This window comes from Gammaproteobacteria bacterium (assembly GCA_036381015.1).
Lineage (GTDB): Bacteria > Pseudomonadota > Gammaproteobacteria > Steroidobacterales > Rariloculaceae > ZC4RG20.
In genome coordinates this window covers 41,378-54,560 of record DASVDR010000008.1, presented here as the reverse complement: position 1 = coordinate 54,560, position 13,183 = coordinate 41,378, and the positions used below count along the sequence as shown (strand labels likewise).

The window sequence follows — 13,183 nt, the reverse complement described above, 5'->3', positions numbered from 1 at the left end:
GCGCTATTGCTTCGAGCCTGATCCACGCAAAGGGAGCATCCGCTGCTTGTCTATGCAAGCATAATAGAAGCCGTCACGGTTCGCCTCACCGGGCCGGGTGACGAAAGGGGGCCGGCCGGCCGTGATCTCCGCGTCCGGCGTGGCGCTCAGGAAGCGCTCGATCTGCTCCCCATTCTCCGCCCGCAGCACCGTGCACGTCGCGTACACGAGCCGGCCGCCGGGCCGAAGCAGCGGCCACAGGGCGGCGAGGAGCTCGGCTTGCAGCGCGGCGGCGCGCCGGACGTCGTCGGGCTTCCGCAGCAGCTTGATGTCGGGATGACGCCGAATCACGCCGAGGGCGGTGCACGGCGCATCGAGCAGCACGCGATCGAACGGCCGGCCGTCCCACCATTCGTCGGGCCGCGCCGCGTCGCCATGCACGAGCTTCGCCTTCGCCGTGAGCCCGAGCCGAGTGAGCGTCGCTCGGACCGTGTCGAGCCGGGAAGCGTCGCGGTCCACCGCCCAGAGCTCTGCGAGCGCGCCGCACCGTTCGAGCGCGTGCGCGGTCTTGCCGCCCGGCGCCGCGCACGCGTCGAGGACGCGCTGACCGGGCGCGAGATCGAGCAGCTCCGCCGCAAGCTGCGCCGACGCGTCCTGCACCGACACCTCCCCTTCGGCGAACCCCGGGAGCCGCGCCGTCGGCAACGGCTCGGCGAGAAGGATCGCCGCGGGCGCTCCGGGAGGCGGCGGGCCTCGCTCCGCGCGGAGGCCCGCGGCCTCGAGGCGCTCGAGGTAGCGCTCGCGGGTCGTGCGCGCAAGGTTCACGCGCAACCACATCGGCGGCGCCGCGTTGTTCGCGTCGAGGATCGCCGGCCAGTCGTCCGGCCAATCGGCGCGAATCCGCTCGATGAGCCAGGCCGGGTGGCTGTGGAGGGCCGTCGGGTGCGCGGCCATCTCCGCGTCGAGCTGCGCGCGCTCGCGGAGGAACCGGCGGAGCACCGCGTTCACGAGGCCTTTCGCCCGCGGCGCGCCGACGAGCCGCGCGGCCTCGACGGTCGCGGACACGGCAGCGTGATCCGGCACGCGCATCGATTGAAGCTGCAGGAGGCCCACGCGTATGAGCGCCGCGAGCGTGGTCTCGCGCCGCGGCAGCGGCCGGTCGAGGAGGCGCGACGCCTGCCACTCCAGGCGGTGGTGCCACCGGCAGGCGCCGAACGCGAGCGCCCGCGCGAGCGACGCGTCCCGCTCCGGGAGCGGCGGCAGCGCGGCGAGCGCGTCGTCGAGCGACGCACCGGCCACGACTCGCGCCACGGCGCGCGCGGCCGCGGCCCGGGCGGCTGCGCCGGCGGTCGCGCCCGAGTCGGCCGCGCTCGTCTCAGACAAACGTCACCCCGTCCAGCCGATGCGCGGCGAGATAGGCCGCGGCGTCCATCACGCGCGACGACGGCGGCTGGATTCGCAAGAGCCTGAGCACGCCTTCGCCGGTCGCCACGTCGATGCCGTCGCGACCCGCCGCGACGATGCGGCCCGGAGCGATCCGCTCGGCCTCGGGCGCCGCCGGCCGCGCCGCGGCCGCGAGAATCCGGATCACGCGGCCGTCGTCGGCGACCGTGTACGCGACCGGCCAGGGGTTGAACGCGCGCACGCGCCGCGCGAGGTCGATCGCGGGAGCGCGCCAATCGAGACGCGCGTCCCGCTTGTCGAGCTTCGGGGCATACGTCTTCGCCGTGTCGTCCTGCGGGATCGGCTCGATCGTGCCGGCAAGGATCCGCGGGAGCGTTTCCGCCGCGAGCGCGGCGCCGAGCTCGGCGAGCCGGTCGTGCAGCTCGCCGGCGGTCTCGTCCGCGCCGATCGGCGTCTCGCGCGCCGCGTAGATCGGACCGCTGTCGAGCCCGGCTTCGATTCGCATCAACGTGACGCCGGTGACCGCATCCCCCCCGAGGATCGCGTGCTGGATCGGCGCTGCCCCCCGCCACCGCGGCAGCAGCGAGGCGTGCACGTTGACGCAGCCGAGCCGCGGCCAGTCCCGGGCCCATCGGGGCAGGAGCAGCCCGTAGGCGACGACGAGCATCAGATCCGGCCGTTCGTCCGCGAGCCCCCACGCCTCGGGCGCCGACGCGTCCGACAGCGCCTCGGGCTGAGCGACGCGGAGACCCAGCTCGGCGGCCGCCCGCTTCACGGGCGGGGGCGACAGACGCCGGCCGCGCCCGGCAGGCCGGTCGGGCTGCGTCAGCACGAGAGGGATCTCGGCGCCCGATGCGGCGAGCGCGCGCAGGCTCGGGACGGCGAAATCGGGCGTACCGGCGAAAACGATGCGGGGCGCCGTGCCGACGGGCAAGTGGGGCCCTCCGGCCGCGTCGCTCAGAGCGACGGCACGGATCTCGCGCCGCTCTGGACGGCCGGCTCGCGGCGAGCCTTCTTCAGGTAGCGCTTCTTCAGCCGCTCGCGCTTAAGCTGCGACAGGTAATCGACGAACAGCTTGCCCTCGAGGTGGTCCATCTCGTGCTGGACGCACTGCGCGAGCAGCCCTTCGGCCTCGAGCTCGAACGGCTCCCCGTTGCGGTCGAGCGCCGTGACCTTGATCCGCTCGGCCCGCTCGACGTAGTCGTACAGTCCCGGCACCGACAGGCAGCCTTCCTCGACGCTCGTGCGGCCCTCGGCCGAGAGGATTTCGGGATTGATGAAGCAATAAGGCTCGTTCCGCTCGTCCGACACGTCGATCACGATGATCCGCTTGTGGGCGTCGACCTGCGTCGCGGCGAGCCCGATGCCGGGCGCCGCGTACATCGTTTCGAACATGTCGGCCACGAGGCGCTTGACGTCGTCGTCGACAACTGTGACGCGCTCGGCGCGTATTCGCAGACGCGGATCCGGATACTCGAGTATTGGGAGTCGTGCCATTGTGGTCGGACCTCGGTTTCGTGTATAACGCTGCGAATTCGGAGTTTAACCCTCTGACTTTAAAGGGATAGTGTGTGGCCGCGACGCGCCGGGCACGCGCCGGGAAGGGGTGGCGCGGCCGCGTGCGCAGTATAGCAGCCCGATTCGGCCGGGCATCGATGCCGGCCTCCTACGGAGCTTGACATGTTCAACGCGCACTCGCCGCTCGTCCGTTCCGTCAGCATCGTGATGGCTACCGCGCTCGGCGTCATCGCCGCCTCTACCGGCGTGGCTCAGGCGCCGGCCGGCGACACGGCTGCAAGCGCCCGCGAGGCGCCCGTCCTGAACCCGCGGCACCCCGAGTCGTACGTCGTGCAGCGGGGCGACACGTTGTGGGACATCGCCGCCCTGTTCCTTCGGGACCCGTGGTACTGGCCCGAGATCTGGCAGATCAACCCGCAAGTCGAGAACCCGCATCTCATTTATCCCGGCGACGTGCTGTCGCTCGCGTACGTGGACGGGCGCCCGGTCATTCAGCTCGAGCGCGCGTCGGCGAACGACGTGCGCCTGTCGCCGCGGGTGCGCTCCGAGCCGATCGAGGAAGCGATCCCCACGATTCCGTTCGAGGCCGTGCGCGCATTCCTGTCGCGGCCCGCGGTATTGGACCCCGACGAGCTCGATACGTTGCCCTACATCGTCGCCCAGGAGAAGGGACTGATGGGCAGCGCCGGCCGCAGCGTCTACGTGCGCGGCACCGACGACGCGGAAGTCGGCAGCGTCTACGACCTCGTGCATCTCGGCGACCCGCTGATCGATCCGGACGACGACGAGGTGGTCGGCTACGAGGGCCTCTACGTCGGGCGGGGGCGCATCCGTCGGGCCGGCGATCCGGCCACGCTGCTGCTCACCGAGTCGGAGCGCGAGGCGCTCGTCGGCGACTACCTGATCGAGGAGGAGACGATTCCTCCGATGGACTTCCTGCCGCGTGCGCCGGAGCAGCCGATCGACGGGCGGATCATCTCCGTCATCGACGGGATCTCGCTGATCGGGCAGTACCAGGTCGTCGTGATCAACCGCGGAGCGCGGGACGGCCTCGAGCCGGGCCACGTGCTGCGCGCGTTCCGCTCCGGCGACGTGATCGTGGACCGGGTCCGCGGACGCCGCCGTTTCGGGGAGAAAGTGAAGTTGCCGGACGAGCCGGCGGGTCTCATGATGACGTTCCGCACATTCGACCGCATCAGCTATGCGCTCGTCATGGAGGCCACCAGCGAGATCCGCGTGTTGGACGCGGTCCGCAACCCGTAGCCGCCCCCGCGTCCGCGCGGTGAGCGCGAGCCGCGGCCCCCATCGCCGCCGAAACCCGCGGGCGGCCGCCGGCCGCCCGTGCCGCGAGGCAACGCGCCCGAATCGCCGGCCGCCGCGGCGGCTTGGCGAATGACCCACGACGCCTGGCTCGCGGTCCTTTACGCCGCCCGCAGCCCCGAAAACTGGCTCGACCTCGTCGCGGCGGCCCCGAGCGCGGACGCGGTGCTCGCGCTCTCCGACCGCGCCCTCGCGGACGCCGGCATCGACGCCGAGGCGATTGCGCGGCTGCGGTGCCCCGATCCGGGGACGCTCGACGGCTGGCGCGGCTGGCTCGAGCAGCCCGGGCATGCGCTCGTCACGCTTGGCTCGCCGCGCTACCCGCGCCGGCTCGCGGAGATTCCGCAGCGCCCGCTCGCGCTCTGGATCCGCGGCGCGCGCCCGGAGCTGCTCGACGCCCCGCAGCTCGCGATCGTCGGCAGCCGCAGCCCCACGCGGGGCGGGTGCCTCACCGCGGAGGAGCTCGCGCGGTACCTCAGCGAGCGCGGGCTCACGATCACGAGCGGCCTCGCGTCCGGCATCGACGGCGCCGGGCACGAAGGCGCGCTGCACGGGCCGGGCGGCACGATCGCCGTGTTCGGTTGCGGCATCGACACGATCTTCCCTCGCGGGCATCGAGACCTCGCGGAGCGGATCGCGGCCTCGGGGCTGCTCGTCTCGGAGTACCCGCCGGGCGTGCCGCCGGCCGCCCATCGGTTCCCGAGGCGGAACCGAATCATCGCGGCGTTGTCTCTCGGAACTTTGGTCGTCGAAGCGAGCCGCCGCAGCGGATCGCTGATCACCGCGCGCTTCGCGCTCGACTTCGGGCGCGAGGTATTCGCGGTCCCGGGCTCCATCCACAACCCGCTTGCACGCGGCTGCCACTGGCTGCTCCGGCAGGGCGCGAAGCTGGTCGAGGAAGGCAAGGACGTGCTGGTAGAGCTTGCGCCGCAGCTCGAGCTCGAGTGGCCGGAGACGTCGGAAGAGACACCCAACGAGGCGCCGCCCGTGATCGATCCCGAGTATGCCAACCTGATGAATTGCTTGGGCTTTGACCCCGTCACGATCACCGATTTGGCAGCCCGCTCCGGATTGACGACGGCGGAGCTTTCCTCCATGCTCCTGCTGCTGGAACTCGAGGGGCTCGTTGAGGCGCTGCCCGGCGGCCGTTACTGCCGACTACCTGCGAGGAGCCGATGAAGGAAAGCGTTCTCGACGTGCTGATGTACCTTTTCGAGTCCTTCGCCGAGGGCGAGGGCGAGCCCGAGCCGAACCGCAACGAGCTGAAGGAGGAGCTCGTCCGCGCGGGCTTCGGGCACCGGGAAATCGAGCGCGCGCTCGACTGGCTCGACGGCTTGAACGCCGCGGACGTCCCGTCGGGCGATGCCCCGCGCTCCGCCGCCATCCGCATTTACGACCAGGTCGAGCTTGACCGGCTCGACACCGTCGCGAGAGGCTACCTCCTGCATCTCGAGCAGGTGGGAATCCTTGCGCCGGCGCAACGGGAACTTGCGATCGACCGCCTGCTGGCGCTCGACACGGATGAAATCGACATCGAGCAGATCAAATGGGTCGTCATGATGGTCTTGTTCAGCCAGCCCGGCCACGAGCAGGCCTACGCGCAAATGGAGGACCTCGTCTTCGCCGAGGGTCCGGGCTGGATCCACTGACCCCGCCTTCCCGACGTCTCGTCGGTTCAGCCTGTCCCGCGCCGCGGAGGCACGCTCCGCCCCGGCACCGTCGCGTCCATCGCGCGGGGAGCATGCGCCGCGCCTGACCCGAGCTTCGGATGCTCCGACCCGCGCACCCCATTCAGCCATGAGCAAGAACGTAGTCATCGTCGAATCGCCGGCGAAAGCGCGCACGATCGAGAAGTACCTCGGCAAGGATTTCGAGGTCCTCGCCTCGTACGGGCACGTGCGCGACCTGGTGCCGAAGGAAGGCGCGGTCGATCCCGACCGCGGCTTCGCGATGAAGTACCAGCTGATCGACAAGAACGAGAAGCACGTCGAGCGCATCGCGAAGGCGGTCAAGCGCGCGGACACCGTCTACCTCGCAACCGACCCGGACCGCGAAGGCGAGGCGATCTCGTGGCACGTCTACGAGGTGCTGAAGGACCGCAATCTCCTCGACTCCCGGGCCGTGCACCGCGTGGTCTTCCACGAGGTCACGAGGCGCGCGATCCAGGAGGCGATCGCGCATCCGCGCACGCTCTCGTCAGAGCTGATCAACGCGCAGCAGGCGCGCCGCGCGCTCGACTATCTCGTCGGCTTCAATCTTTCGCCGCTGCTCTGGAAGAAGGTGCGCCGCGGGCTCTCGGCCGGCCGCGTGCAGAGCCCGGCGCTGCGCCTGATCGTCGAGCGCGAGGACGAGATCGCGGCCTTCAAGCCTCAGGAATACTGGACGATCGAAGCCGTCACCGCGCAGGCCGATCAAGCCTTCACGGCGCGGCTCGCCGTCTTCGACGGGGCGAAGGTCGAGCAATTCACGTTCACGAACGAGAGCGTCACGCGCGACGCGGAGCGGCGGATCGAGGCCCGCGCGAACGGCGCGTTGACCGTCGCCGGCATCGAGAAGAAGCAGCGCCGCCGCAACCCGGCCGCGCCGTTCACGACGTCGACGCTCCAGCAGGAGGCTTCGCGCAAGCTCGGGTTCTCGGCCCAGAAGACGATGACGGTCGCGCAGCGCCTCTACGAAGGCATCGACGTCGGCGACGGGTCGGTGGGCCTGATCACCTACATGCGCACGGACTCGGTCACGATCGCGAACGAGGCGCTCGACGAGCTGCGGGCGGTCATCGCCGAGCGCTACGGCTGGGAGAACCTGCCGGACGAGCCGCGCCGCTACACGACGAAGGCGCGCAACGCGCAGGAAGCCCACGAGGCGATCCGCCCCACGTCGGCCGCGAGGGCGCCCGAGACCGTGCGGCGATTTCTCGACCATGATCAGTTTCGGCTGTACGAGCTGATCTGGAAGCGCACGGTCGCGTCGCAGATGAACGCGGCGGTCTACGACACCGTCGCCGTGGAGCTCGTGCCCGGCACGCCGCCCGCGAACGGCAGCCCGGCCGACATGCGCGCGGCGCGCGACGCGATCGTCTTTCGCGCCACGGGCTCTGTGCTCGTGAGCCCGGGCTTCATCGCGGTCTACCAGGAGGGGCGTGACGACTCCGGGCCCGAGGAGCAGGACAGCATCCTGCCGGCCGTCGCCGAGGGCGACCGGCTCACGCTCCGCGAGCTGATCAGCGAGCAGCATTTCACGGAGCCGCCCCCGCGGTACTCGGAGGCAACGCTCGTCAAGGCGCTCGAAGAGTTCGGGATCGGCCGCCCGTCGACGTACGCATCCATCATCTCGACGCTCCGCAATCGAGAATACGTCGAGATGGAGAACCGGCGCTTCGTGCCGACGGACGTCGGCCGCGTCGTGAACCGTTTCCTCACCGAGCATTTCGCCCAGTACGTCGACTACGAGTTCACGGCGCGGATGGAAGACTCGCTCGACGCGATCTCGCGCGGCGAGCGCGAGTGGGTGCCGCTGCTCGAGGAGTTTTGGGAGCCGTTCCACCGGCTGGTCGAGCACACGGAAAGCTCCGTGACGCGGGAGCAGGCCTCGCAGGCCCGCGTCCTCGGCACGGATCCGAAGAGCGGCCGCCCCGTCAGCGTCCGCATGGGCCGTTACGGCGCGTTCGTGCAGATCGGCACGAAGGACGACGAGGAGAAGCCCCTCTTTGCCGGCCTTCGGCCGGGCCAGAAGATGGACGACATCACGCTGGACGAGGCGCTCGAGCTCTTCAAGCTTCCGCGCGATCTCGGCGAGACGCCGGAGGGCGAGCCGGTCTCCGCGAACATCGGGCGCTTCGGACCGTACGTCCGTTACGGCGACAAGTTCGTCTCGATCCGCGGCGACGATCCGTACACGATCACGCTCGAGCGGGCGCTCGAGCTGATCGAGGAGAAGAAGCGCGCGGACGCGAACAGGATCATCAAGACGTTCGACGGCAGCGACATTCAGGTCCTGAACGGGCGGTACGGCCCGTACGTCACGAACGGGCAGAAGAACGCGAAGATTCCGAAGGACCGCGAGCCTTCGAGCCTATCGTTCGACGAATGCGAGGCGTTGCTCGCCGCGGCGCCGGAGCGGCGCGCGCGAGGGAAGAAGGTGACGAAGAAGGTCGCGAAGACGCCCGCGGCGAAAGACGGCGCGGACGGCGCTTCGGCTCCGCCGGTGAAGCGCGCGGCGAAGCGCAAGACCACGGGCAAGCGCGCCGGGAAAAAGAAGGCCGCGAAGGCCGGAAAGAAGGCCGCCGGTAAGAAGGCGAAGAAGACGCGGCGCTCGGCCCGGGCGGAAGACCTCCTCTAACATCGCCTCCCATTCACGGCGGCCCCGGCAAGCACCATGTACAGATGTTTGCGGGACCCGGCCGCGGATTTCCGCGTGAAGCGCGCCGCGCGATGCGTTCGCGCGGGCGGCGTCGTCGCCTATCCGACCGAGGCGGTGTACGGCATCGGCTGCCTGCCCGACGACGCCGAGGCCGTTCGCCGCGTGTTGCGGATCAAGCGCCGCTCCTGGCGCAAAGGCGTGCTGCTGGTCGGAGCGAACGTCGAGCAGCTCGCCCGCTACGCCGTGATCGACGCGAGCCCGCATCTGGAGGAGATCCTCGCGAGCTGGCCCGGGCCGCACACGTGGGTGCTCCCCGCGCGGCGGCGCACGCCCGCGTGGATCACCGGCGGGCGGCGCACGGTTGCCGTGCGGCTCACCGCGCACTCGATCTCGCGCGCGCTGTGCTGTCGCGCCGGCAGCGCGCTCGTCTCGACGAGCGCGAATCGGTCCGGCCGGCCGCCGTTGAGATCGGCGCTCGCGGTTCGACGGGCACTCGGCGCCGAGCTCGACGACGTTCTCGACGGGCCGCTCGGCGGCCTGTCGTCGCCGACGACGATCCGCGACGGCATGACCGGCCGCGTCCTGCGGCCGTAGCGGCGGCGGTGCCGCCCGCGGGCCAGCGCCCGGGCACGCGCCGGATGATTAGGACTTGCAACAGAGCTGTGGTAACGTCCGCGCGAGCGAAAAACTTCGATAACTAATAAAGTGCCGCGCGCGATCCGCCCGCTTACACGGGGTGTCTTGCGTCTCTCGCTTGCCGCCGTTTGCGCGACCGCCGTGCTCCTTCCGGCGGCAAGCGGCGCGGTGCGTCCGGCGACGCCGACCGGGCCTCTCTCGCTCGCGGCGCCGGTGCGGCCGGCGAAGGGCGCAAGCGCCGTCTATCTGGTGAAGCTGAAGCGGCCCGGCGCGGCCGCGTACAAGGGCGGCACGCCCGGGTACGCGGCCACGAAGCCCGCGCCGGGCGGCAAGCTCGACGCCACTTCCGCGGCCGTCGAAAGCTACGTGAAGCATCTCGAGCTGACGCACGACCGGCTCCTCGCGGACGTCGGCGCGGCGGCCGCGAAGATCTACAGCTTCCGTTACGCGATGAACGGCTTCGCCGCGCGCCTCACGCCCGATCAAGCGTCGCGTCTCGCGCAGCGCGACGAGGTCGAGCGTATCTGGCTCGACTCCGACCAGCGGCTGAACACGAACAACAGCGCCGTGTTCCTCGGCCTGCAAAACCCGGTCGGCGGGCTGCGCGCCGATCTCGGCCTGCTCGGCGAGGACGTGGTGATCGGCTTCATCGACAGCGGCATCACGCCCGGCCATCCGTCGCTGCTCGACGTCGAGGCGCACATGCCGCGCGCCTGCGAGAGCCGCTGGGCCCGGGCGTCGTGGCTCGGGCGCTGGCTGTGCCACTCGGTCCGGCACGATCCGCCGACGACGTCCGAGTACGGCCCGCCCGAAGGCTTTCACGGCATCTGCCAGGAAGGCGAAGGCTTTCCGGCAACGTCGTGCAACAACAAGATCGTCGGAGCCCGCTACTACATCGACGGCTTTCTCGCGCGCCACGAGCTCGACCCGAACGAGTTCCGCTCGCCGCGCGACGCGGACGGTCACGGCACGCATATCGCGACGGTCGCGGCCGGCAATCCGACTTCGGCGCGGCTCTTCGGCACGCGCATCGGCCGCGTCGCCGGCATCGCGCCTCGGGCACGGGTCGCGGTCTACAAGGCCTGCTGGCTGGAGCCCGGCGAGCAGCGCGCGACGTGCGCCACTTCCGATCTCGCCCGCGCGATCGACGACGCGGTCGCCGACGGCGTGGACATCATCAACTACTCGGTCGGCAGCCTCGAGACCGACCTCACGGCGCCCGACGACCTCGCGTTGCTGAACGCGTTCGACGCCGGCGTCCTGACGGTCGTCGCGGCCGGCAACGACGGTCCGGCGTACGGCACGATCGGCTCGCCGAGCAGCGCACCGTGGGTGCTGACGGTCGCGGCAGCGACGCAGACGGGAACCCGCTTCGACGAGGCGATCGAGATCACGTCTCCCGACGATCTCGAAGGACGGATCGCGATGCGCGAGGCGAGCTTCACGCCGCGGCTCGACCGAAACCGCGCGATCGAGGGCGCTCTCGTGCTCGTCGACGACGAGGTCGAGTCGAGCGCTGGCGGCGTGCCGGGCAGCACGCGCGACGCGTGCGAGCCGCTCGCGAACGCCGACGACCTCGCCGGCGAGATCGCGCTGATCGAGCGCGGCGGCTGCGACTTCGAGGTCAAGATCGCCCGCGCCGAGGACGCGGGCGCGGTCGGCGTGATCGTCTACAACACGACCGGTGCGCCGATCATGATGAACGGCAGCCGCGGGAGCGTCGACATCCCCGCCGTCATGATCGGCACGGCCGACGGGCAGCGGCTCGCGGACCGGCTCGTCGACGGCGACGAGATCGAGGTTCGGCTGATCGGCGGGCTGCTGATCGAAGGCAGCGAGATCGGCAACGAGATCGCCGACTTCTCGTCGCGGGGCCCGGCGCTGTCCGAGCCGGATTTCCTGAAGCCGGACGTGACGGCTCCGGGCGTCGACATTCTGGGCGGGCATACTCCGGACGTCGCGAACGGGCTGCGCGGGGAGCTCTTCCAGTACCTGTCGGGCACGTCGATGGCGGCGCCGGAAGCGGCCGGCGTTGCGGCACTGCTGAAAGAGGCGCACCCTGACTGGTCGCCGGCGATGATCAAGTCCGCGCTGACGACGACGGCGCGCACGGACGTCGTCCGGTCCGACGGCGAGACCGCGGCCGATCCGTTCGAGATGGGCGCCGGGCACGTGGAGCCGAACGCGGCCGTGGACCCGGGCCTCGTCTACGACAGCACGCTGCTCGACCACGCGGCATTCCTTTGCGGGCTCGAGCGGCCGCCTTTCCCGCCGGAGGACTGCGAGACGCTCGTGTCGGAGGGGTATTCGCTGTCGCCGCGCGAGCTGAACCTGCCGACCGTCGGCGTCTCGCGGCTGATCACGGGCGACGTCGTCACGCGGCGCGTCACGAACGTCGGGCCGCCGGGGACGTACCGCGCCGAGATCGACCCGCCGCTCGGGATCGACGTGGAGGTCGCGCCGCCGACGCTGACCCTCGGCACCGGTGATTCGGCGACCTTTGCGCTGACCTTCACCGGCCGCGGTGCCGAGCGCGATCTCTGGACGTTCGGCGCGCTTCGATGGACGGACGGCCTGCACACGGTGCGAAGCCCGATCGCCGTCATGCCGGTCACGCTGCGTGCTCCGGAGGAAGTGTCGCTCGTCGGCGGGGCCGGCTTCTTCGAGGTCCCGATCGCGTTCGGGTACACGGGCGAGTATGTCGCCGGCGTTCACGGGCTGCGCGCGCCGTTCGTCGAGCAGGGCTTCGTCGACGAGGACGAGACGAACCATTTCAGCTTCCGCTTCGCGCAGGGCGTCACCGCGCACTTGGTCGAAGTGCCCCCGGAGCAGCTCTACGCGCGCTTCGCGCTGTTCGACGAGCTGACGGACGGCGCCGACGATCTGGACCTTTATCTCTTCTACTGCCCGGGCAACCAGTGCGTTCAAGTCGGCGAGAGCGGCGGCTTCACGTCGGAGGAGGAGATCGACCTCGTGCTGCCCGACGCGGGGCTTTACACCGTGCTCGTCCACGGCTTCGAGACCGACCCCGTGGCCGGCGGGCCCGGTGCAAACTACACGCTGTTCGCCTGGTCCTTCGGGAAGGCCGACGTGGTCGGCAACCTCACCGTCTCGGCGCCGACGGCGGTCGTCGACGGCGACCGGGCGGTGCTCGGCGTCGAGTGGGGCGGTCTAGCGGCGGGCACTCGCTACCTCGGCGCGATCTCTCACACGACGCCTTCGGGGCCTTATTCGCTGACGATCCTCGACGTCCGTGCGCCCTGACCTCTGCGGGAAGCCGGCCGGGCGCCCGGGGCACGGGGCTCGATGCAGGCCGCGTAGCGAAAGCAATCGACGAGATGGTCGTTGACGAGACCGGTCGCCTGCATGTGCGAGTAGACGATCGTGGAGCCGACGAACTTGAAGCCGCGGCTCTTCAGATCACGGCTGAGCGCGTCGGACTCGGGCGTCGTGGCGGGCACGTCGCCCTGTCGGCGCCAGCGGTTCACGATCTGGCCGTCGACGAACCGGCGCGCGTACGCATCGAAGCTGCCGAACTCCTCGCGCACGTCGAGAAATCGGCGCGCATTCTCGACAGCGGCCTCGATCTTCGCACGGTTGCGCACGATGCCGGCGTCGGCGAGGAGGCGCTCCACGGAGCGGCGGTTGAAGCGCGCGACTCGCTCGGGATCGAAGCCCGCGAACGCCCGCCGGTAATGCTCGCGCTTCCGCAGGATCGTGCGCCAGCTCAAGCCGGCCTGCGCGGCCTCGAGGATCAGGAACTCGAAGTGGGTGCGGTCGTCGTGCGCCGGCACGCCCCATTCCCGATCGTGATAGTCGAGATATTCCGAATCGGAGCCCTCGCTCCACGCGCAGCGAACGATTTCGCTCATCGTCTTACCGTCCTCGTCTCGGCCGCCTCGGCCCGCGCTTCTCGCGAGCCGCTCGGCGCCTCGCAAAACACGCGGAGCCGCCGGGCCGAGAATGC

General features: G+C 70.6%; 10 protein-coding genes. 6 read left to right on the top strand and 4 right to left on the bottom strand.

Annotated features, from left to right (window positions below; translation table 11 throughout):
- Window positions 1-3: 3 nt before the first annotated feature.
- Genes rsmB through def form a run of 3 tightly spaced genes read right to left on the bottom strand, consistent with a single transcriptional unit; the run spans window position 4 to window position 2,880 of the window.
- Window positions 4-1,362: a 16S rRNA (cytosine(967)-C(5))-methyltransferase RsmB gene (gene rsmB, locus VF329_02150; protein HEX7079799.1), complete on the bottom strand. Its 1,359-nt coding sequence runs from the start codon at window positions 1,360-1,362 to the stop codon at window positions 4-6.
- A complete protein-coding gene (gene fmt, locus VF329_02145; GenBank protein ID HEX7079798.1) occupies window positions 1,355-2,317 on the bottom strand; it encodes a methionyl-tRNA formyltransferase in 963 nt (320 codons plus the stop codon). Before fmt ends, rsmB begins: the two co-directional genes overlap by 8 nt.
- 23 nt (window positions 2,318-2,340) lie before the next feature.
- Window positions 2,341-2,880 carry a peptide deformylase gene (gene def / locus VF329_02140; GenBank protein HEX7079797.1) on the bottom strand — a complete coding sequence of 180 codons (540 nt, stop codon included), beginning with the start codon at window positions 2,878-2,880 and terminating at the stop codon, window positions 2,341-2,343.
- 183 nt (window positions 2,881-3,063) lie between these two features.
- Between def and VF329_02135 the strand changes: the two genes are divergently transcribed.
- From VF329_02135 to VF329_02110, 6 genes are all read left to right on the top strand, one after another.
- Window positions 3,064-4,164 carry a LysM domain-containing protein gene (locus VF329_02135; protein ID HEX7079796.1) on the top strand — a complete coding sequence of 367 codons (1,101 nt, stop codon included), beginning with the start codon at window positions 3,064-3,066 and terminating at the stop codon, window positions 4,162-4,164.
- A 129-nt stretch (window positions 4,165-4,293) separates the two neighbouring features.
- Window positions 4,294-5,400: a DNA-processing protein DprA gene (gene dprA, locus VF329_02130; protein HEX7079795.1), complete on the top strand. Its 1,107-nt coding sequence runs from the start codon at window positions 4,294-4,296 to the stop codon at window positions 5,398-5,400.
- The gene (locus VF329_02125) at window positions 5,397-5,870 is read left to right on the top strand and encodes a DUF494 domain-containing protein (GenBank protein HEX7079794.1); all 474 of its coding nucleotides are present in this window, start codon (window positions 5,397-5,399) and stop codon (window positions 5,868-5,870) included. The genes dprA and VF329_02125 overlap by 4 nt, the downstream gene beginning before the upstream one ends.
- Before the next feature lie 148 nt (window positions 5,871-6,018).
- Window positions 6,019-8,559, top strand: coding sequence for a DNA topoisomerase I (locus tag VF329_02120; GenBank protein ID HEX7079793.1), 2,541 nt, complete (start codon window positions 6,019-6,021; stop codon window positions 8,557-8,559).
- A gap of 36 nt (window positions 8,560-8,595) precedes the next feature.
- Window positions 8,596-9,174, top strand: a complete 579-nt coding sequence (locus VF329_02115) for an L-threonylcarbamoyladenylate synthase (GenBank protein HEX7079792.1) — start codon at window positions 8,596-8,598, stop codon at window positions 9,172-9,174.
- Window positions 9,175-9,384: 210 nt separating this feature from the next.
- Window positions 9,385-12,480, top strand: a complete 3,096-nt coding sequence (locus tag VF329_02110; protein HEX7079791.1) for a S8 family serine peptidase — start codon at window positions 9,385-9,387, stop codon at window positions 12,478-12,480.
- On the opposite strand, the gene VF329_02105 is transcribed toward VF329_02110, so the two are convergent.
- Window positions 12,444-13,088: a DNA-3-methyladenine glycosylase I gene (locus VF329_02105; GenBank protein HEX7079790.1), complete on the bottom strand. Its 645-nt coding sequence runs from the start codon at window positions 13,086-13,088 to the stop codon at window positions 12,444-12,446. The genes VF329_02110 and VF329_02105 overlap by 37 nt on opposite strands.
- Window positions 13,089-13,183: the final 95 nt, after the last annotated feature.